The organism is Paenibacillus sp. MMS20-IR301, assembly GCF_032302195.1.
Taxonomy (GTDB): Bacteria; Bacillota; Bacilli; order Paenibacillales; family Paenibacillaceae; genus Paenibacillus_AQ.
The window spans coordinates 3,200,082-3,221,770 of the sequence record NZ_CP135275.1 but is presented as its reverse complement, the minus strand read 5'-3'; the positions used below and the strand labels follow the sequence as shown (position 1 = coordinate 3,221,770).

Genomic DNA, 21,689 nt, shown 5'->3' with positions numbered 1-21,689 from the left:
ATCCGGTATAATGGAATAGAGGTGAGCCATCATGCCGGAATTACCGGAAGTAGAAACAGTCAGAAGAACCTTAAATGAGTTAATTACAGGGAAGCAGATAGAGCATGTCACAGTCCGGCTGCCGCGGATTATTCAGCGCCCGGATGATATTCAGGCTTTTGCCCATATGCTGGCGGGCCATAGTGTTGTAAGTGTTGAGCGGCGGGGAAAGTTCCTGCGGTTTGTGTTTGACGGTCTCGTAATGGTCACCCATCTGCGGATGGAAGGCCGTTACGGGTTGTATAAGGAAGGTGAGCCGCTGGACAAGCACAGTCATGTGATTTTCCATTTCACCGATGGCACTGAGCTGCGTTATACGGATGTACGCCAGTTCGGGACAATGCATCTGTTCGACCCGGGTGAGGATCTGCTGCAGAAGCCGCTGAACAAGCTGGGCCAGGAACCGCTGGATGACGATTTCTCTCTGGAGCGGTTCAAACAGATTATCGCGGGTAAAAGCACCAAGATCAAGCCGCTGCTGCTGAACCAGGAATATGTTGTCGGCATCGGCAATATTTATGTAGATGAGTCGCTGCACCGCGCCGGCATTCATCCCGAGGAGACGGCAAAGTCGCTGCCCGAGGAACGCCTTGCCAAGCTGCATCATGCCATAGTAGCTACCCTGACTGAGGCGGTGAATGCAGGCGGCTCTTCTGTGAAATCGTATGTCAACGGCCAGGGGGAGAGCGGCAGCTACCAGGATCAGCACCTGATCTACGGGCGCAAGGACCAGCCTTGCTCAACCTGCGGCACGATCATTGAGAAAAGTGTTGTCGGCGGCCGGGGGACACATTATTGTCCAAGCTGCCAGCCTGTGCCGGTAACACTGCCAGTAACGCCTTAGTAAGCTTTTAGCCTGCTGCATGCAACAAATGTAATGGTTAACAAGTTATCCATGCCGCCCATGATTTATTGAAGGGCAGGCACTCATAGCCTATCCCGCCCATATACTGTGTGAAGATTGCTGATTATGGCGAAGCGGAACCCGGCGCGCAGGCGCGTCAGGCTCCGGTTCTTCACGGGAGGGATTGCGGGTGCTGAGCCCTTTGTTATCGTTGCTGCTGCTTGCGTTTGCCCTGAGTTTGGACGGATTTGGTGTAGGCGTTACATATGGATTACGTAAGATGAAAATACCTTTGCTCTCCATTATGATTATCTCGCTGTGTTCCGGGGTAGTCATTTATGTCTCTATGCAGGTCGGCGTGCTGCTGGCCAAGGTGGTCTCACCGCATGCCGCTTCCAGTATCGGGGCGGTTATTCTCGTCTTGATGGGCTGCTGGTCACTGTTCCAGATGCTGACACAGAAGGAGAAGGAGAAGGAGCAGGAGGGGGCCGTGAATGGCGATGAGTTGCCGGAGGATCAGGCAAGGCTGGAGACAGCCGCTGCTGCTGCTGATGGGGCAGATGCTGCGGACCTCCAGAAGCCCGCTGTGTTTTCGCTGGAGCTCCGGCATCTCGGCGTGGTCATTCAGATTCTCCGCACACCTTCTTCCGCCGATATGGATGCCTCCGGGAGTATCTCTTCCATGGAAGCGATGATTCTGGGCATTGCGTTATCACTGGATGCCTTTGGTGCCGGACTCGGTGCTGCGCTGCTCGGGTTCAGCCCGGTCTCTACAGCCCTGATGATTGCCTTGTTCAGCGGAACCTTTCTGCTGCTGGGAATGAAGACAGGACTCCGGCTATCAGGCAGCTACTGGATGAAGCATGCGGCCCTGCTGCCGGCGTTATTATTGATTGCGATGGGTATAATGAAGCTATTATGAGGTGAGTACATGATTATGGGCTTAACCGGAGGAATTGCTTCCGGAAAAAGCACTGTGTCTGCACTGTTTGCCCGGAAGGGGGCAGCGCTGGTGGATGCGGATATTATCGCCAGGGAGGTTATGCTCCCGGGACATCCGGTGCTGGCTGCTGCCGTGCAGGCTTTTGGAGACGGAATTCTGCACTCTGACGGGTCGCTGGACCGGGCAAGGCTGGGCGAGATTGTATTTCGGGACCCTGAAGCGCTTCAGACCCTGAATCAGCTGACCCATCCGGCGATCCGCAGAGAAATTAAGGAACAGATGTACGTGCTTGAGCAGGAGAATCCGCAGCGGCTCGTTATTGTGGATATTCCTCTGCTCTACGAGTCGGAGCTGGATCATTTATTTGAGCAGATTATTGTAGTGTACGTTCCCCGCAGGGTCCAGCTGGCCCGGCTTATGGCGAGGAACGGGCTCAAGCTTGATCAGGCTGAAGAACGGCTGAAATCCCAGATGGATATCGAGCTGAAACGCAGGAAGGCTGACTATGTCATTGACAATAGCGGTGATCCCGGGGCTACGGAGCAGCAGGTAGCTTCCCTGTGGGACAAGCTGGGATTAATATGATGAGATGGCTGCGCAAAAAAAGAGTGCTGCTGCTGTTATTCATCGGCTTCACAGCGGTTCTGTTCCTGAGCACCAACTGGATGTCCTGGTTTTATCCGATCTATTATAAAGAAGAGATCCGCAGGCACAGCCTTACTTATGAGATGGACCCGTTCCTGGTAGCGGCGATTATCCGGGTTGAGACCAACTACAAGACCGGCCGTGAGTCCAAAAAAGGGGCGATCGGGCTTATGCAGCTCATGCCGGACACCGCGAAGTGGGCGCTTGAAAAGGCCAAGCTACCCGATGTGTCGCTTGAGCGTCTGAGGGAGGAGCCATCTTCCAATATTGAACTGGGCACCTGGTATTTGTCTACGCTGTCACGGCAGTTTGACGGCAACCGTATAGCGGTCATCGCCGCGTACAATGCCGGACCCGGTAAGGTTAAGAGCTGGCTTGATGCAGGGGATTGGGACGGCACTGAAGCAGCGGTAAAGGATATTCCGTTTGGTGAGACCCGTCACTATGTCCAGCGGGTAGTTTATTATTACGAGCAATATACGGAGCTGTATAGTGAGTTCTGAGTCTCTGGCCTGTATGTAAAAAGAAGTATCAAACGGCCGGAGCCGTTTAATACTTCTTAGGCAAGCTTATGGTGACAGGTTATTTGTATTGACCTGCCAATTGCTGTTCTGCCAGGGTTACGAGACGTTTAGTGATGTAACCGCCGATCGAACCGTTTTCATAAGAAGTTTTATTGCCTTGGTATCCGTCTGGGGAGAGGGTAATACCCAATTCTTGGGCAACTTCATATTTCAGTTGTTCCAAGGCACCGCGTGAATTTGGAGCTACCAGGTTGTTGCTGCTGTTTTGGCTCATTGCTGTTCACCTCCTATCGGTTGGTAACTGTATTATGTGCCGGACTTGCCATATTCATAACAACAATAAAACGGTGTTTTCTGGAAATTAGAATCAGCCTTGTACTGCTGGAGATTCAGCGGCAGGGCATAACCATTCTTACTATGAGGAAGTGATTTAGCTTATGAAATGCCCTTACTGCGATCACACGAATACGAAAGTGCTTGACTCGCGTCCAGCTAATGAGAATAAGTCGATCCGCCGCAGGCGTGAATGTGAACAATGCAGCCGCCGGTTCACCACCTTCGAGATGATTGAAGAAACCCCGCTGATCGTTATCAAAAAAGGCGGCAGCCGTGAAGAGTTCAGCCGTGACAAAATCCTCCGCGGCCTTATCCGTGCCTGTGAGAAACGTCCCGTGCCTGTAGAGCGCCTGGAAGTCATTGTGTCCGAGGTGGAGAAAAGCCTGCGCGGCATCGCCCTGGCCGAGATTGAGAGCCGCCAGATCGGCGAGCTGGTTATGGAGCAGCTCTATCCGGTAGATGAGGTTGCTTATGTCCGCTTCGCCTCCGTATACCGCCAGTTCAAGGACATTAACATGTTCATGAAGGAACTGAAGGGACTGCTGTCCAAGAACACCGAGGAGCTTGAGGGGCTGTAGTCTCTGTAGTTCTGTAAGCGGTACAAGAAAGCGCGCTTGGTAACGGGTGGGCAGAGTAGTGTGCCGGAGATGTATAGGACCGGCCTCGGGTAATGAGGCTGGTCCCGGGTGGCGTGTCCTGTCCGGGCAAGGAAAGCGGCGGAAATTAATTAATATAATTAATTTCAATAAAGTGTTGACACTGACGCTGAATTTCTGTATTATATAGAAGTCGCCTACGAAATACGAAACATTGAAAGCGGCCTGAGCTTACGGCTCAGATTGAATTTTTGAATACATAATGTGTTCGTAAATCATGTGTATGGGGAATTAGCTCAGCTGGGAGAGCGCATCGCTGGCAGCGATGAGGTCAGGGGTTCGAGCCCCCTATTCTCCACCATACCATGGACTCTTAGCTCAGTTGGTAGAGCAGTTGACTCTTAATCAATTTGTCCAGGGTTCGAGTCCCTGAGAGTCCATCACAGAAGAAACGGCAGCGATGCCGTTTTTTTGCTGTTTCATTATAATGTATAAAATTATTGTAGACGGTAATTATATATTTTGTATTCGTCTACACATAAAACTCAGTTTGGCGTATAATAGAAATAGGTCTTTATGTTGTAATATTTCTATTGGGGGTATACTCGTATGGCTAATGAATTGAATCAGGTGGCCATTGCAAAGGTGAAATCATGGATGGCCGCTAACGACAAGTCCATTCAGTGGCTTGCTGATCAAATTGAGGTAAGCAAAGCATTGATGGGGCATATTCTGAGCGGTGAGCGTCAATTTCTGCCCAAGCGTATGGTGCAGGTTGCCGGTGTGATGGGGATTAGCATAGAAGAATTATTGACTCCTGAACAAGTGGAAGAGAAGGGGTATACTTTAAGCTTAAGGGGAAAAGCGGATTCGCGGACTGCCAAAAGGCATTTAAATATTTTATTAAATGCTATTCAGAATAGCCGGCAGCTGGAAAAGGAACTTGTGAAGGTGGAACGATAATGTCCTCCATAAAACAACAGTCTGAGCAGATGGGTGAAAATTTTGCATATGAAGTGCTAACTGAACAAATTGGAGCGCTAACCTTTATTGGTTCGGGAGTCGAAGAGAAATTGCGGGAGCACGCATCCGTTATTTATCAGAATATCCCGGACCTTCTTTTTTTTGGTGCTACAGTAGGTTTTGACGATGATAAATATGTGATGCTTAATACATACCAGCCTTTAAGAAGCCGTTATTATACCGCAGCCCATGAGCTTTGGCATGTTTTGAATTTTGAACAGCTATTACCCGAGCATTTGGATACGGAACGGGCAGCGGATCGATTTGCGGCAGCTCTGATGATGCCACGGCAGATTATTCGTCTGTTGTGGCCGAAGCTTAAGAAGAAATTACAAGAGCCAAAGGCTCTTTTGGTGATTGCAGATATGGCGGCTGTTCCTTATGAGGCCATTGCCAGACGGGTGAGTGAATTAGAGCTACCTATCGCCAAAGAATGGTTAAAACTGAATGATGCGGACTGGAAAGAGCAGCGCAGCATATTTTCTTTGCCAGCCAGTCCGTTTGATGAGGCTTACACCGAGGAAACTTTTGAAAGATACACCAATGTTGTTTCATCTGTTCTAGAGCATGGTAAACTCTCCTTATTGGAGGCTGCGAACCTCTTGGCACATATCGCTCCCGAGCAAGCCAGAGAATATCAGGAGGCTGCATTAACGCTAATGGCGACTGCTGAAGCGTCAGAGGACAAGGAAGAATGACCAGCCGTAATGGAAAAGTGTTTATTGATGCCAATATTATAAATTTCGCCGTGACTTACCAAAAAAGTGACGTACTGGGCTGGCTAAATGAACTGTACGATACACTATACATTCATTCCGAGGTCTTGGCCGAAATATAAATCGAGTCCAATAAAAAGATTGTGCTGGAACGTATGGGAAAGGGTAAGTGGATTCTCTTTGATCCAAACGATCCCCAGCAGATTGCAGATGATGAATTTTCAATCTACGAACGAAATGTCAAGTATATTGAGCAAGGCTTCAAACGACTGGACGAAAAGAAAAAACTTCAGGGAAGACCTATAAAGGGAACGAGCGACACAGGTGAAATTCATTCGCTGGCAGCAGCGATATTTCTGTCAGCTGGTTATATATGTAGTAACGATTATGACATTAGAGAAGTTATACAAGATGAGCAGTTACTTGTGGGTTCAGATGAGGCACTTGCTCCAGAATTAATCGTACAGGATACTATAGAAGATTTATGCTTTTTGTGCGTGAAAGAGAATATTTCTACTAAAAAAGAGGTTCGCCAGTTCTTTAAATATGTGTATAATCAGGATCCTGAACATAAAAGGCAGATTAAACTGACGGCACTGGATACAAGAATTAGTACTTTGGAAGATGAGTAATTTGATTCGAATTGTCGAGGTCCCTCAAAAGAACGGCAGAGATGTCGTTCTTTTGCTATCTCCATAGCTATATCCACTAGGAGGGAATTCAACAATTATCATCCAAAATTGCTCTAGCAAAGGACAATTATAGGATGATGATATAACATCACAAAGAAACTCTTGTATGGTTTCTTTTAAGCTAGATATTGGTTCATTCCTGAGTACGGCAGGGGTAATTTATTCGCTAAGCCGGCAAGTAAAGTATTGACTCATGAAGTCAAACTCAAGAAGAAAGAGTCATCCAAGAGCGACAAGCCTATGAATTTATCACTATAGCTTACAGTCAACGATTAGTACGCCCTCGGACATATTCGGGGGTTTTTTCTATGCCAAATCAAACCAAACTTATGATATAGTGGAGGGAATATAACCGGAATATAGAAATTTTAGAAGAAAGATCAATTCTTATGTCGGACATTCTGGGTAGATAGTCCTTTGAATTGTTTGAGTGTGGTTCTATTACAGCATTCATGGTTTACATTGGGGATTCTTCTTTGGAATCCTGTTTGGTTCCGTTATTCTCGGTGAAATATTCGGTGGCATGTGGACTCGTAAGCGGCGAAAGGACAAGAAGGCAAAGAAATCCACCCGAACGAGTGGAGTGAGGCAAGTTAGTACAGCCAAAGCTAAAAGTAGTTCTCACAGCACTTCGACTAAGACACCCATGAAGAAGTTGACAGATGCACAGATTCTATATGCGGACGCAAGGACATTGTCCGGTACGGATTTTGAGAGGTTAATGGAGTTATATTACATAGATCAAGGTTATACCGTACAACGCGTCGGTGGTTCCGGCGATCACGAAGTGGATTTGATCCTCAAAGGCAAAGAGGGGTACAAAATCGCCGTGCAGTGCAAGCGCTGGAAGCAGGATGTCGGAAATGACATTGTGCTGCGACTTAAAGCCGGTAAGCAGGTACATGGCTGTTATGATGCTTGGATTGTGACGACGAGTAATTTCACTAAGGCGGCGAAGGAGGCAGCGGATAAGCTTAATATTAAGCTGATTAATGGGCTGTCGTTGGATGATAGGTTGAAGAGATGGGAGCAAGGTTAATTGCAAGAACTCACTTTGATATGCATTTACATTACACAAATATATTGGAGGCCTTAAATTGAATATAACTCTTATGTTTCCTGGTGAGAATGTTTATGAGATGAAAGAATTGGAATTAGAACAAAATATTGTGATTGTTGGACCTAATGGTTCAGGAAAAACACGATTAGGAGTAAAAATAGAAGAAACGATGCCGGGAGAAAAGGTTCAACGTATTTCTGCTCAACGTCAGTTAAATGTACCAGAATTCGCTCCTTTAAAATTCCTTGAGCAGGCTCAAAATGAGCTATTTTTCGGTACAGAAAATTTTCAAGGTCGTTCTAATAAAATAGGTTTTAAGTGGGGAGGTATACCAGCTACTGCTATATTGAGTGATTTTGATAGAGTGCTTAGCACATTATTTGCCAAACATAATGCGAGGAATGAAGCATATGTAAAAGAGTCAACTGAGCGTAAAATGCGAGGGGAGAAAGAAATGGGGGATATTCCTTTTTCTCCGATAGATCAACTTATTTATATTTGGGACTTGATTTATCCTCAACGCAAAGTAACTCTCAGTGAAGGACGTGTTCAAGTCACAACTCCAGGAATAGAATCTCCTAGCTATCATGGAAAAGAAATGAGTGATGGAGAGAGGGTAGTTCTATACCTTATTGGCCAATGTCTATGTGCTGTACCCGGCACAATATTAATACTTGATGAGCCTGAAATTCATCTACATCGCTCAGTGATGACAAAACTATGGGATACATTAGAGGAAGTCAGAAAGGACTGCCGTTTTATATATATAACACATGATTTAGACTTTGCATCATCTAGAATTGGTTCTAAAAAGTTTTGGATCAAAGAATTTGATGGTGTATGGTGGAAGATACAGGAAGTTCCTGAGGTCATCGGGCTTCCAGAAGAACTTGTAATGAATATTATTGGAAGTAGAAAGAAAGTTCTATTTGTTGAGGGCGAAAGAGGTAGTTTTGACACAGCGATTTATCAGGTGCAATACCCTGATTACTTTGTAGTTCCGAGAGGAAGTTGTGAAAAAGTTATAGAGTCAACTAGAGCATTGCGTAATTCACCTGAGCTTCATATGTTTGATTGTTATGGAATTATCGATAGAGACTATAAAACGGATGAAGAACTTGATAACCTTGAAACTTATGGAGTCTATTCACTTGAGGTAGCGGAAGTTGAAAATTTACTAATTGTGGAGGAAGTAATTGAGTTAATGAGCAATTTGGATGAGTTACCGAAGGAAGAAGTCGTACCTAAAGCAAAAATAAATATATTAAAACGACTTCAGGGAGAATTGGAAAATCAAATCTCTCTTAGGAGCGCTAAAGAGATTTCCTTCCGACTTAATACGTATAATACGAAAGCAAAAGGACTAGCACAACTGAAGGAAGCGGCAATGCAACTCATTGAGAGTGTAAAAATTGATGATATTTATAGTCAAAATGATAGTTTGTTTACCGCTATTCTTCAAGAGGCGGATTATAAAAAAGCCCTTAAATATTACAATAGAAAAAGCTTAGTGCAAGAAGTTGCGACAGTATTACATTTAAGGAAGGAAGGATATGAAGAACGATTTCTCAGGAGAATCAGGGGACAATACAAAGAGCAGTTTCAAAAGGCGCTTGGAAATTACCTGCCTAAATTTCCATTGTAACCGAGAAGTAAAGTGCTTTCAATTAGAATTTTGTGTAAAAGGGATTGCAATTTAAAATATGAGGGATTGTTTGTCTACAACTCAAAGTATTATCCGAGAAACTTTCAAACTTAAAACATATGCACACATAAATAATATCGAAAAAACTGTATTACTTGACTGATAATTTAGCTTAAAGTGAGAACTGGAGTGGAATTGCCGAACCGACGATTGGCGTCTCTAAAGATTTATACATTATTTGGAACTATGTTTTTCATACTTTTGAAAGGCTGTATACTAAAGAAAAACATAAAATAGTAGAGAACTCACTATATTCATGTTTTAATACCGGTTTAGAGTTCAGAAATCGTGAAGACATTTATGCATTATTCTACAAAAGTAATCCTGCAGATTTGAAATATAAGCTAATTGGATTTTATGAGGAGAGTAGTCGTAAAGTAGATCCAATCCGTGAGTTTTCGGCCTTGCCAGAGCCGGCATATTATATAGATGATCCTGTAGATTTTATATTTGATTACAGAAAAACAAGTAACATTAGCTTTAAGCATAAGCACATACTTGATGATAGACTTGAAAGGTGGATGGATATACTTCGGGAACTAACAGTAGACATGTTAGAACCATGGTTACGCTCACTTATTTATGATTCACTGAAAAGACTTAGAAGAAATTATAAGTTAGCTATCCCTCAATATTTCCAAGGCGAAATTCAATTGCTTATACCTGTCTGTACAAGAATTGACATAGATAAATATAGGGCTACTTGTGCTTTGCCTCTTAGGAGAGTAAGCAATTCTTATGTGGCACAAACATTTTTGTCTTTGGACATGGCATATAAAAATGCTAGACTTATTACAAAACCAGATCCTGAAGCCGAATGAAGCTAAACCTACTTAATATTAGAATAAACGTAGTGTCTGTATAAGTTTGATATCATCTACTTAGGGCAGTGCCCCTGACCATCACGCCAGAGCGCATCGCTGGCAGCGATGAGGTCAGGGGTTCGAGCCCCCTATTCTCCACCATACCATGGACTCTTAGCTCAGTTGGTAGAGCAGTTGACTCTTAATCAATTTGTCCAGGGTTCGAGTCCCTGAGAGTCCATCCTAGAAGAAACGGCAGCGATGCCGTTTTTTTGCTGTTCGGATATACTGATCTCAGTCCGCGAGTTTTCCCGCTTGTGCTGGGTGTGTGCGTTGGTCTACTGTTAGCCGGCAGCATGTACTGTGCACCGCGCCTCCCGCGCCAGGAACTCCCGAGTTGAACCGCATCCTTACTTTATCTCGCGTCGTAACTGTATCCCGCCTGGCCCCAGCCTGTGTGCTGTATATCTGTAGGTATCGCGCCCCGCAAACCTTACCCACACGCTGCTCCTCACGCCACGTTTAGCCCCTGACTACCTGTGCCTGACTCTTGCGGACACCTGAGCCTTTATTTACTCAAATCTGCCCATTTTCCCGGCCATACGGACACTACAGCTCTTATTTCCTTCAAACAGGCAACATTTCACTCCAGTACCCGCAAATAAGTGCATCTGTGTCCGTAATGCAGGCGAAACAGCGATTTTGGCGGAAATAAAGGCTCTCAGGTCCGTATGGAATTCTACGATCCTCCAATTGTCACGATGGCAATAAGTAATTGGTTCAAATTCACCAGTCTGCAGAGGTACTTCCACAATGGGTTAAGCCAGCTGGAGAAAGGTCCAGCCGTCCGGAGCAAGCAGGCAAAGATGGATATCCAGTTTGTTAATTTACAAACCATCGGTCGGTATGTATAATTGGAATAACATTATACCCTATACAAATTCGGAATGAAGAGGTGGAGTGCCATGAAGAATTCGGAGCGCCGGGAGCATACCATCCGGCAACTTCTGGATGCAACCAAGGAATTGTTGCGGCACAAAAGCTGCGATGCGGTTACCTTAAAGGATATCATGGAGCAGTCGCAGTTATCGAAGGGGGCAATATTTCATTATGTAAAGAGTAAGGATGAAATTTTCGCCAGAGTGCTGGAGGAGCGGCTGGAAGCTGTTAATGAACATTTTGAGGAAGCAGTCGCAAGCAGCCCTGACAAAACATTCGAAGGACCCATGCAGGCGATTTCCAGAAGTCTTGCAGGATTAGAAGACAGCCATGAGGCGACTAACAAAATCCTTTTGTACATGCTGGGCAAGGAGAATGAACCAGTGGTAGCGAAAGTGCTTGAGCATTTTCATGAGCGGTCGGTCTCTGTTTCCAGACAGTGGATCATTACGGGTCAAAAGTACGGGGTGATTAACGAAAACGTAAACCCTGATGAGACAGCAGAGCTGTTCGTCCTGCTCTCACTGGGCCTGCGTGTGCAGGCATCCCTGCGTACATCAACTGAATCCCTTTCAGCGAAGAGAGTATCAGACTTTATGGCCGGAATTCTGAAAAATTGAAGCTGCCCAAACAGACAGATAACCGACGCTAAAAGGAGGAAGTTGAAATGGTTCCGTTTATCGCGCTCATTGTATCCTTTTTGCTGTTCCAAGTGGCTGGTTTCTTGGGTTTGACTCATTGGAATGACTGGTATACATCCCTGCAATGGGCAGTATCCATTATGCTGCTGCTAAGTGCTTCTGCTCACTGGGGTCGGCGGCGGTCTGATTTGGTGAGAATGGTGCCGCCTGCTTTTCCGCAGAAAGAACGGATCGTGACGGTCACCGGGATTTTGGAAATTGCCGGAGCACTAGGAATGCTACTGCCCTCTGTCGCACCGGTTGCTTCTGTGTGCCTGGTGGTGCTTCTTATTGCAATGCTTCCCGCCAACATCCATGCAGCACGCAACAACATGACAGTCGGCGGCAGGCCTGTGCCCAGATTGCCGGTCCGCATAGGCATTCAGCTCGTTTTTATTACGGCTATACTGATTGCCTCCCCGTTGTTCCAATAGCATTAATTAAGTTAATCAACAGGGTGCGTTTCACCCTTGCGGACACCAGAGCCTTTATTTACTCAAATCTGCTCATTTTCCAGGCCATACGGACACTACAGCTCTTATTTCCTTCAATCCGGCAACATTTCACTCCAGTACCCGCAAATAAGTGCATCTGTGTCCGTAAGGCAGGCGAAACAGGGATTTTGGTAGAAATAAAGGCTCTCAGGTCCGTAAGGAACCCCCCAGTCACTCAACAGTGACGCTAGGATAATGAAAATGAACTCAAACCAACATATAGCAGTTATCCGGCAGCGTGTGTGGTCTTTAGCAAACAAAGGCAATGTTTTATCAAAAATACCGCTGATCTTCGTTACGGTTCGTAAGTCAGGCGCTTGGGACTTTAGTCACATGGACCAGGAGAATTATGTCGTCAGTATTGTTACGAAGTGATTTTGAAGCAGTCGGAGCTCACAGTCGCCTAGGCTAAACATCTAGTACAAAAAAACTAAGCATGAGAGCAGAAGCTCCGTGCTTTTTTTATTTTTAGACATTTTTAACTAAAAAACAGGGATTTTTTCGTTTATTTTGATAGAGATGCTGGATTTCGGGTCTGTAGATACGGTTTTTGTCGAGATTTGTTAAGAGTTTGTTTAGAGCTGTCTGATAAAATGGACCGGAGATATGAAAAATTCTATGTAGTGTTTAATTGTTTTTTGTCCGCGGGAGGCAAGTTGAAAGGAGAATGCAGGAGCAAAGGGAGCAAATACAGAAGGCAACAACACTTGCTGCACAGCGGACGGAAAATGATCAATGAATAAGGGGGAGCGTTGGATTGGTAATGAGCAGGAGTCTGAAGAAGTATATCTCGATGTTACTCATGATCAGTGTGTTATTAACAGGAGCATTTCCTGCATATGCCCTGCCGGTGGAACCGGCTCCGGCAGCCTGGGAGAAGCTTAATTCGCTGCCAGGCGGTGACAATGTAAGTGCTATAGCCAGCGGCGGGACTGACAATGCAACGCTTGTTGCCGTGGGTGAAGACGGAGTTGTAGCTACAGCAAGTAGCACTTCGGTATGGACCATCCACAGTTCAGGTGTAACAGAAAACTTGAATGATGTTATCTACACAGGCAGCCAATTTATTGCCGTAGGTGATAAGGGAACGATTATAACGTCCGATGACGGTACAGTTTGGACAAACCAGACTATGAGTGCAGTGCCTAACTTGAACGGAATTGCTTATGACCCCAAAGGTCTAGTTGCAGTAGGTGACAGCGGGACAATTGTAACGTCTTCGGATGGGGTTGTTTGGAAAGAGGTTACGGATAGTAAAACCTCCAAGAGCTTGTATGCTGTAGCCTATGGCAATGGCAAATACGTAGCGGTTGGTGCAGACGGTGCTATAGTAACATCAATAGATAGAGCTGAGTGGAGTGTACCAGCATCATCTAAAACAACTAATTCGCTCTATGGCATTACCTTCGGGGGCGGCATCTTCCTTGCGGTTGGTGCCTCGGGAACGGTGGTTACCTCTCCGGATACTACCAAAGCAGCAAAGATTGCAGACATTCCAGCGGTAAATCTGAATGGGGTTGCTTACGGCAACAGTGCATTCATGGCAGCGGGAGACAACGGGACTGCGTTGTACTCAGAAAATCAGGGACAGAAGTGGTCTACTGAGACGACGGGTGTGACCAGCAAGCTTAACGGTATCGGGTATATCTCCAGCCTGGAACAATTTATCGCAGCCGGAAATTCCGGCGTGGTGATTCTTTCCAATCCGGTTGTCAATGCTCCGAAAGTCATCGGCAGATCTCCAGAACCTTCTGAGCAGGGTGTCGAGGTCGATGCCAATCTGATTATTTCGTTTAATCAGAAGATCAAGAAAACGACAACGGATGCCAACATTTTTATCTACAAAGCTTCGGACCTGTCTACTCCGGTCGAAACCATCCCGGTTAGCGACAGCAAGGTGGCGGTCAAAAATAATGAAGTGACGATTAATCCGCAAAAAGATTTAGCTGGCGATACTGATTATGAAATTCAGGTCGACAGCAATGCCTTCTATGATGAAGGTCTAAAAGTAGGGAGCTCAGCGATAAATAATGGCTCCTGGACATTTAAGACCGTCAAAGCCTCGGATACGACAGTTCCAACGGTAAGCACGTATTTCCCGGAGAATGGGGCTACAGGAGTAGCCAGAGACGCTAAGCTGGTCCTTACTTTCAACAAGGAAGTATTCGAGGGGAACGGCAACATCGAGATTTATAACAGCACGGATAACAGTGTTCCGCAGAGCATTAATGTGGCTTTTTCCAACGTAGCTATTGATAAAAATACTGTAACAATTACTCCGTATGATCAGCTGGAATATGGTGATGACTACTATGTGAACATCGATGCCGGAGCGTTCGAGGATGCTGCAGGACACAAATTTGCCGGCATTACAGACAATGAAACCTGGCAGTTTACAGTAGTTGAAGAACCAGATATGACACCACCGACAGTTAGTGCGTTGTCGCCTGTACCTGGAACAAAGGATGTAGCGGTTGATACCAATCTGATCCTTACCTTCGACGAGAATGTAGTTGCTGCGAAAGGCGATATTGTAATTTACTACAGTGCGTCTGACACTATAGCAGATACAATCTCCGCTAAGGATGTAATTGTAGACGAAAATAAAGCGACGATTACACCTTCTAAAGAGCTGGATTATAGCACAGGTTATTATGTGCGGATTGAGGCCGGTGCATTTAAAGATACAGCAGGCAATAGCTATGCTGGACTTACAGGTCAGCCAAGCGAAATTCCATGGCATTTCACAACCATCAATGAACCGGATAAGACAGCACCGGAAGTAAGCACTTATTCACCTGATAACGGGGTAAAAGATGTGAGTGTCAGTACGGATCTGGTGGTAACCTTCAACGAGAATGTAGTAGCGGCAAAAGGTAACATTGAGATTTACAACAGTGCGACAGATACGAAGGTCGATACAATTGCCGCCAAGGACGTAACGATCCTCAATAACACGGCTGCAAAGATTATTCCAACTAAAGCTCTGGAGTATGGTACAAGCTACTATGTACTTATCACAAGCGATGCATTCAAAGATACAGCCGGTAATTCCTTTGCTGGTATCTCTGACAGCACAGCCTGGAAATTTACAACACTTGCTGAGCCGGATACGACAGCACCAACGTTAAGCGCGTTTTCACCTGAGCCGGGAGCAAAGGGAGTGCCGGTTGAAACGGGTCTGACTCTTACGTTCAGTGAGAAAGTAACTGCGGCAGCCGGCAACATTATAGTTATTTATAACAGTGCAACCGACAAGCCGGCAGCAGCAATTACGGCCAAAGACCTAACCATCCAAGATGCAGTAGTGACGATTAATCCAGTGGGTGGTCTGGGTTATGATACAACTTACTATGTTAAGATTGGCTCCGCCGCGTTCAAAGATATGTCAGGCAACAGCTATGCGGGCATCGCGGACAGCAAGGCCTGGCAGTTTACAACAACAGCCGTACCTGATAGAACCTCACCGACGGTGAGTACGTATTCACCTGAGTCCTGGGCAACAGAGGTAGCCATCAATGCTAATCTGGTCCTTACCTTCAGTGAGAATGTTCAGGCGGCAGCCGGCAGCATCGGTATTTTCAAAAGTACAGATGAAGTTAATCCGGTTGTGATCATTCCGGCGAGTTCAGATTATGTAACCATCCGGAATAATGTAGTAACGATTAATCCGGCTGACAATCTGGAGCATGGCACTAACTACTTTGTACGTGTTACAGAAGGCGCATTTAAAGATCTGGCAGGCAACAGCTTTGCCGGCATCTCAGGTATCACCGCCTGGCGGTTTATGACTACCAGCCTGCCGGATACAACAGCGCCGCTGGTGACAGCTTTCAGTCCGGTAAATCATGCGGATAATGTTCCTGTATCGGCTACACTCTCGATAACCTTTAATGAGAATGTGCTGCCAGGAGATGCAGAGTTCGTTATTATGAATGCGGCTAATGATTCTGCCGTAGCAACGATTAAAGCGGGCGATACAGCGCGTGTTAGCATTACAAACGCTACGGTCAGCATTAGTACAACCGGCCTATTGGCGCAAGGCGCCAATTATTATGTAGTGATTCAGCCTGGTGCACTCAAAGACGAGGCGGGTAACAGCTTTGCAGGATTTGCGGATAAAGGCGTCTGGAGCTTCACAACCGTTCCTGCACCGGTCACGCCAAATCCGGGAGCACCATCTTCTGGATCTTCTGCACCTGCGGGATCAGGCACTCCATCCTCTTCAACCGAAACCATTTCGGCGAATGTAGGCAATGGCAGTGCGCAAGGTTCAACGGTATCTGTAGACATTACCCGTACGAAGGATGCCAACAGTGTGAAGAAGGATGCAATTGCCTTGGCCTCTGACAAAGTGCTCCAGATCATTAATGCACTTAAGGCCACTGGCTCAAACATTGCGACAATCCTTATTCCGGATACAAATGATGAGGTTGCAGAAACAAGATTGACCATTCCTGCAGCTTCCAGCAAGCAACTCGCCGATAATAGGGTCGGCCTCGATATCTTCACCGTAAATGCTGAAGTGAAGGTGCCGGCTGGCTCTCTGGCTGATTTTGCCCAGGAGATTTACTTCCATCTGGTACCGCTCAAAACGGAGCAGCAGGCTGCCGAGGCTGAAGCCCGTGCGAAAAATCAGATCCAAAGTGTAACGGGCGGAGCCATTGTAACGCTGATGGGCCGTCCGGTAACGATTGATACTAATCTGCAGAACCGTCCGGTTACGCTCGTGTTGCCGGTGAATACTGCTTCGTTGACCCCTGCAGAGCTGCAGGCGCTAACCGTCTTCATCGAGCATAGCGACGGCACGAAAGAACTGGTCAAGGGTGAGATTGTATCATTCGGACAAGCCGGCAAATCCGGTATTCAATTTACGGTGAATAAGTTCAGCACATTTACGGTGGTTCTTGCTCAGAATCCTAAAGTAGAAGTGAAGGCTTATATGACAGGTTATGAGGATGGCACCTTCAAGCCGGGCAACAGTATCACCCGTGCCGAAGTAGCCAGCATCATCGCCCGTACCTTCAGCCAAATTGCTGGTACTTCAGGCGCTGCTTACACTGATGTTGCCGGACACTGGGCAGCAAATGCCATTAGTCAGGTGAGTGCAAGCGGAATTATGAAGGGTTATGCGGACGGCAGCTTTAAACCAAATCAAACGATAACCAGAGCCGAAATGGCGGCTATTCTGTCCCGGTTGATTACAGGTGCTCAAGGAAATACGGCCAGCTTCAGCGATGTTGCCGGCCACTGGGCACAGGCTGCTGTCGAATTGACAGCTCAGGCGGGCATGATCACCGGCTACGAAGACGGAACCTTCCGTCCTAACCAGCCGCTGACCCGTGCCGAAGCTGTAACCATCATTAACCGCGCCCTTGGTATCGCTCCATTGACCAGCGCCGCGCCAAAGTGGACTGACGTCCCTGCGCAGTATTGGGCATTCGGCAGCATTCAAGCGGCTTCTGTAGATCACACTGCAGAATAATTGCTAAACGTATTAAGCCCTTCTTCGTCTTATGACGGGAAGGGCTTTTTATTTTGGGAAGACCAGTAATTACGGTTATGCACCCGGATGTTTGTTTTCCAGGATTAGGGACACCTTATTAGCGAATGAACAGATAACCTGCAAATTCTGCCGTTCCAAACTGCAGAATACAAACTGTTCTTAAGATAACGTTTTCAAGTAAGATAAGGCCATAACCAGCTGAGTTGCTTCACACCGATACTAGTATCACAAACGAGGGTGACCGATGAGGGAATATACGATCGTCAATATTCTATTAAACAGAAATGTTCCGGTTAAGATGGGCGAATTGATGGCGGAGGTAGGGCTGTCCGAACGGACGGTCCGCGACATTATCCGATCTCTTGGCAAGACCGGTGCAGCACACGGGTTTCAAGTCAGAATGATAAGGGGCCAAGGCTATCAGCTTGAGGTCAAGGAGCCGGAGGCTTTCCGGATTTACCGGGAAAAGGGGCTGCTCCAAAGTGATCAGGTGGATCTGGACAACAAGCAGTCACGGCAGCAGTTTCTGCTTTTCTATCTCCTGCAGAGCAGCAGCTATCAGTCGATGGATAAGATGGCAGAGGAGATGGGAGTCAGCCGCTCCACCATTATCTCTGACTTGAAGGAAGTGGAGCAGCGCTTGGGTGCGTTTCGCCTAAGTCTGGCCCGCCGGGCCCATTACGGTATGAAAATTGAGGGGGACGAGAAGGATTTCCGCAAAGCGTTCTCCTATTTTATCCTGCAATCCGGCCAAACGCTCCAGCAAACCGAGGATTTCCATGCGTATGAGCGGGAGTTTGACAGGGAGCAGCTGACCGCTTATCTTTTGCAGGTGCTGAAGGACAAGGAACTGAAAATATCGGATGTGTTCCTGAATAATATTGTTACCCATCTGTTCATTCTCCTGTACCGTGTCTCCAAGCACAATTACATCGTACCCGGACAAGCGGTGCAGGGTAAGCCGGAGCTGCTGTATCAGGATATAGCAGGCAGAATTGCCAAGTGGATCGAGTCCCACTACGAGATAACGCTTCCGCAGGTCGAAGTGGATTATCTGGCGCTGCATATTTCGGGCAAAACGATTATGGAGCGTATGTCAGATGAGACCAAGTCACAGCTGCGGCAAGGGATTAACGATATTTTGCAGCGGTTGGATAAGGAATTCCTCACCGGCTTTAATAAAGATGATGCCTTGCAGGAAGCGCTGCTGCTGCATATGTTCCCGCTGCTGAACCGTCTTTACTATAATCTGCAGCTTGGAAATCCGCTTGTAGAAGATGTATACAGTCAGTATGCCAACGTGTTCGTGATCTCCTTCCGGTTCGCTGAGATTATTGAAGAGCAATACGGCTTCAAGATGTCCCGGGACGAAGCCGGGTATGTCGCGCTTCATTTCGCAACGCATCTGGAACGGATGCAGCAGCGTAATCTGGAGCAGTACAAACGGATTGCTGTGATATGCTCGACCGGCGGTGGCAGCGCACAGCTCATCCGGCTGAAGCTTGAAGCGGTATTTCCCAAGGCATCCGTAATCACGGCGTCCATTACCGAGCTTAAGGAGATCAGCGGCAGACAAGTGGATCTGATTCTGACGACAGTGCCGGTGGAGACTGATATTGACGGCAAGCTGGTCATTCATATTAAACAGCTGCTCGATGATCAGGAGATTCAGCGGATCAAAGAGATCTTATCGCTGCAGATGGGCCATACACAGCCATCCCGTAAGCTTATGGATTTCAAGGACTTGTTCCGCAAGGAGCTGTTCCATACAGACGGGCCGGATGACTACATCGAGCTGCTGCAGCAGCGCTGCTGTGAGATTACGGACTATCATTATGCGGCTGAGGATTTTCCGGAGCAGGTCCTGTTCCGGGAGAATAAATTTACAACCATCTATAAAAATGGCATCGCCGGCCCGCATCCCATGCGGATGAGCGCCATCCGCGACTGCATCAGTGTAACTGTACTGAAGAAACAGCTCCTGCATGACGGCAAGCCGGTGCAGCTGATCTTTTTGATTAACCTGCGTCCGGGGCAATTGTTCCTGCACAAAGAAATCAGCAAACTGCTGCTGGTTCTGATGGAGAGAGAAGACAGCAGAAACCGCCTGCTGGCCGTTAACAGCTATGAGCAATTTATGATAGAGATAGAGAACCTACTATAAAGATCAGGAGTGAAGAAACCATGGATTATGAACAAACAATTATGCAGATTATCGCGAGCAGCGGGGAAGCCCGGAGTCTCAGCCTTAAAGCGGTACGCACCGCACGTACAGGCAATATTGAAGAAGCAGAAGAAATGATCAAGAATGCGAAGCTGAGTCTGACCAAAGCGCATAAAGTCCAAACCGGTCTGATCCAGGCCGAAGGCCGCGGCGAGAAAACAGAAATCACACTGCTGATGATTCACGCACAGGACCATTTGATGAACGCATTGACGGTTCGTGAGCTGGCTGTGGAACTGATTGAAGAAGTGAAGGAGCGCAAGGCGCTGGAACAACAATTGAAAGGTCTGGTGAACTAATTATGAAAAAAATTCTACTCGCCTGTGCAGGCGGCTTCTCAACAAGTATGCTGGTGGAACGCATGAAGGATGCAGCGCGCGCCAAGGGAATTGAGGTTGTCATCGATGCAGTAGCGGAGAGTGATATTGCTGACCAGGCACCGTTCGACATTATTATGCTGGGGCCGCAGATGGGCCATGCTGAAGGGGATCTGGCTGCCGAATATCCTAGCATTCCGGTAACGACAATTGAGATGATGGCCTACGGAATGATGGATGGGGATAAAGTGCTGGAAACAGCAATTGAACTTATGGAGAAGGGGGCTTAGTTCATGGCCAGCGGCGCAGAATGGAGAGTCAAGATTCAGAAAGCCAGTACCAAGATTCAAAAAAATAATTATATCAGTGCGATCTCAAACGGCTTGATGGCGTTGATGCCGATCCTGATCCTGGGTGCAATCTTTTCCCTGATCAATGCACTGAAGCTGGAGCCTTACCAGAACTTCCTGGAAAGTACCGGCCTGAAGACATATACGGCAATTCCGGCAACAATCACAACAGATTTAATCGCTCTTTATGCGGTGTTCTCCATCGCTTACAATTTTGCGGTACAGCTTAAGCAGCAGGGATTCTCTGCCGGTATTCTGGCACTGATGAGCTTTCTGCTGGTTACTCCGAAGGGACTGCTCGATGATGGTGCCACCAAAGCCTTCGGTTACTCCTGGCTGGGAGCCAAGGGGCTGTTCGTAGCTATTATTATTGCCCTCATTGTCGGCAAGCTCTATACTTTCCTGCTGGAGAAAAAAGTGTATATCAAAATGCCAAAGGGTGTTCCGCCGACGGTTGAGAAATCCTTTGCCGCATTGACGCCCGGCTTCATTATTGTATTCGTGATGCTGATTCTGACAGCGATTTTTGGAGCAACGAAATACGGGAACATGCATGAATTTGTCTTTTCCATTATCCAATTGCCGCTGACGAGCCTTGGAGGTACGTGGTGGGCGATGCTGATCTGTATCTTCCTGATCCATCTGCTCTGGTTCTTCGGTGTTCACGGAACACTCGTGGTGTACTCTGTAGTAGGCCCTATTTGGGTAGCGCTTGGACTAGAGAATCTGGATGCTTACCAGAGAGGTGTAGAAGGCACGAATATTATCGGTTCACCGTTCTTCCCGGTCTATGTTCTGATCGGCGGTGCGGGGGCCACGCTGGGTCTGATCATTGCCATGCTGTTTGCAAAATCAACCCGGTACAAAACGCTGGGCAGACTTGCCATCATCCCTAGCATCATTGGAGTTAACGAGCCGGTTATCTTCGGAATGCCGCTGGTGCTTAACGTACGGTTCATGATCCCGTTCATTGTGACACCGCTGGTGAGCAGCGGCCTGGCAATCCTACTGACTTCGATTGGAGTTCTGCCGGTTCTGCACGGTATCCAGGTTCCGCTGGGTATTCCGGTGCTGGTGAATGGCTGGATGAACGGGGGCTGGCGTGTATCCGCATTCCAGCTGGTGATGATCGTCGCGAGCTTTGCCATCTACTATCCGTTCTTCAAAAAGGCCGATGCCGAAGCTTTCGAGCTGGAGCAGCAGGCTGAGTCTAAGACAGCAGCCGCAGCAAACTAAATGAAAAGGGAGGCTTA

Annotated in this window: 18 protein-coding genes, 3 tRNA genes and 1 pseudogene; 21 read left to right on the top strand and 1 reads right to left on the bottom strand. The window is 47.0% G+C overall.

What is annotated here, in order from left to right; genetic code table 11:
- Positions 1 to 31 precede the first annotated feature (31 nt).
- The 4 genes from mutM to LOS79_RS14185 all read left to right on the top strand — a co-directional run bounded on the left by mutM (position 32) and on the right by LOS79_RS14185 (position 2,974).
- Positions 32 to 883, top strand: a complete 852-nt coding sequence (mutM, locus tag LOS79_RS14200) for a DNA-formamidopyrimidine glycosylase (RefSeq protein WP_315420807.1) — start codon at positions 32 to 34, stop codon at positions 881 to 883.
- A gap of 190 nt (positions 884 to 1,073) precedes the next feature.
- Positions 1,074 to 1,805 (top strand): manganese efflux pump, encoded by a 732-nt coding sequence (locus tag LOS79_RS14195; RefSeq protein WP_315420805.1) that lies wholly within the window; start codon positions 1,074 to 1,076, stop codon positions 1,803 to 1,805.
- 9 nt (positions 1,806 to 1,814) lie between these two features.
- Positions 1,815 to 2,411: a dephospho-CoA kinase gene (gene coaE / locus LOS79_RS14190; RefSeq protein WP_315420803.1), complete on the top strand. Its 597-nt coding sequence runs from the start codon at positions 1,815 to 1,817 to the stop codon at positions 2,409 to 2,411.
- Positions 2,411 to 2,974, top strand: coding sequence for a lytic transglycosylase domain-containing protein (locus LOS79_RS14185; RefSeq protein ID WP_315422222.1), 564 nt, complete (start codon positions 2,411 to 2,413; stop codon positions 2,972 to 2,974). The genes coaE and LOS79_RS14185 overlap by 1 nt, the downstream gene beginning before the upstream one ends.
- A 79-nt stretch (positions 2,975 to 3,053) precedes the next feature.
- Here the strand turns inward: LOS79_RS14185 and LOS79_RS14180 are convergent, their stop codons facing one another.
- Positions 3,054 to 3,269: an alpha/beta-type small acid-soluble spore protein gene (locus tag LOS79_RS14180; protein WP_315420800.1), complete on the bottom strand. Its 216-nt coding sequence runs from the start codon at positions 3,267 to 3,269 to the stop codon at positions 3,054 to 3,056.
- A 163-nt stretch (positions 3,270 to 3,432) separates the two neighbouring features.
- On the opposite strand from LOS79_RS14180, the gene nrdR reads away from it, so the two are divergent.
- The 17 genes and pseudogenes from nrdR to LOS79_RS14095 all read left to right on the top strand — a co-directional run bounded on the left by nrdR (position 3,433) and on the right by LOS79_RS14095 (position 21,672).
- On the top strand, positions 3,433 to 3,909 hold the full coding sequence (nrdR, locus tag LOS79_RS14175; RefSeq protein ID WP_315420797.1) for a transcriptional regulator NrdR: 477 nt from the start codon (positions 3,433 to 3,435) through the stop codon (positions 3,907 to 3,909).
- Positions 3,910 to 4,212: 303 nt separating this feature from the next.
- Positions 4,213 to 4,288: transfer RNA gene (locus LOS79_RS14170), tRNA-Ala, on the top strand.
- Between the two features lie 6 nt (positions 4,289 to 4,294).
- A tRNA-Lys gene (locus LOS79_RS14165) sits at positions 4,295 to 4,367 on the top strand.
- 169 nt (positions 4,368 to 4,536) lie between these two features.
- Positions 4,537 to 4,890, top strand: coding sequence for a helix-turn-helix domain-containing protein (locus LOS79_RS14160; protein ID WP_315420795.1), 354 nt, complete (start codon positions 4,537 to 4,539; stop codon positions 4,888 to 4,890).
- Positions 4,890 to 5,648, top strand: coding sequence for an ImmA/IrrE family metallo-endopeptidase (locus tag LOS79_RS14155; protein WP_315420792.1), 759 nt, complete (start codon positions 4,890 to 4,892; stop codon positions 5,646 to 5,648). The genes LOS79_RS14160 and LOS79_RS14155 overlap by 1 nt, the downstream gene beginning before the upstream one ends.
- 173 nt (positions 5,649 to 5,821) lie before the next feature.
- Complete coding sequence (locus LOS79_RS14150) at positions 5,822 to 6,298, top strand: hypothetical protein (RefSeq protein WP_315420789.1); 477 nt, start codon at positions 5,822 to 5,824, stop codon at positions 6,296 to 6,298.
- A gap of 706 nt (positions 6,299 to 7,004) precedes the next feature.
- Positions 7,005 to 7,397, top strand: coding sequence for a restriction endonuclease (locus LOS79_RS14145; RefSeq protein WP_315420786.1), 393 nt, complete (start codon positions 7,005 to 7,007; stop codon positions 7,395 to 7,397).
- 58 nt (positions 7,398 to 7,455) lie between these two features.
- The gene (locus LOS79_RS14140; protein ID WP_315420783.1) at positions 7,456 to 9,063 is read left to right on the top strand and encodes a DUF4435 domain-containing protein; all 1,608 of its coding nucleotides are present in this window, start codon (positions 7,456 to 7,458) and stop codon (positions 9,061 to 9,063) included.
- Between the two features lie 191 nt (positions 9,064 to 9,254).
- A pseudogene (locus tag LOS79_RS14135) lies at positions 9,255 to 9,944 on the top strand (DUF3825 domain-containing protein); the annotation flags it as partial.
- A gap of 150 nt (positions 9,945 to 10,094) precedes the next feature.
- Positions 10,095 to 10,167, top strand: a tRNA-Lys gene (locus LOS79_RS14130).
- Positions 10,168 to 10,891: 724 nt separating this feature from the next.
- The gene (locus LOS79_RS14125; protein ID WP_315420781.1) at positions 10,892 to 11,485 is read left to right on the top strand and encodes a TetR/AcrR family transcriptional regulator; all 594 of its coding nucleotides are present in this window, start codon (positions 10,892 to 10,894) and stop codon (positions 11,483 to 11,485) included.
- A 47-nt stretch (positions 11,486 to 11,532) separates the two neighbouring features.
- Entirely contained in the window at positions 11,533 to 11,979 is a 447-nt protein-coding gene (locus LOS79_RS14120) for a DoxX family protein (RefSeq protein ID WP_315420779.1), read from the top strand.
- An 823-nt stretch (positions 11,980 to 12,802) separates the two neighbouring features.
- Positions 12,803 to 17,524: an Ig-like domain-containing protein gene (locus tag LOS79_RS14115; RefSeq protein WP_315422220.1), complete on the top strand. Its 4,722-nt coding sequence runs from the start codon at positions 12,803 to 12,805 to the stop codon at positions 17,522 to 17,524.
- Between the two features lie 265 nt (positions 17,525 to 17,789).
- On the top strand, positions 17,790 to 19,709 hold the full coding sequence (locus LOS79_RS14110; RefSeq protein ID WP_315420777.1) for a BglG family transcription antiterminator: 1,920 nt from the start codon (positions 17,790 to 17,792) through the stop codon (positions 19,707 to 19,709).
- 20 nt (positions 19,710 to 19,729) lie between these two features.
- The gene (locus LOS79_RS14105) at positions 19,730 to 20,068 is read left to right on the top strand and encodes a PTS lactose/cellobiose transporter subunit IIA (protein WP_315420775.1); all 339 of its coding nucleotides are present in this window, start codon (positions 19,730 to 19,732) and stop codon (positions 20,066 to 20,068) included.
- Between the two features lie 2 nt (positions 20,069 to 20,070).
- Entirely contained in the window at positions 20,071 to 20,376 is a 306-nt protein-coding gene (locus LOS79_RS14100) for a PTS sugar transporter subunit IIB (protein ID WP_315420772.1), read from the top strand.
- 3 nt (positions 20,377 to 20,379) lie between these two features.
- A complete protein-coding gene (locus LOS79_RS14095; protein WP_315420769.1) occupies positions 20,380 to 21,672 on the top strand; it encodes a PTS sugar transporter subunit IIC in 1,293 nt (430 codons plus the stop codon).
- Positions 21,673 to 21,689 lie beyond the last annotated feature (17 nt).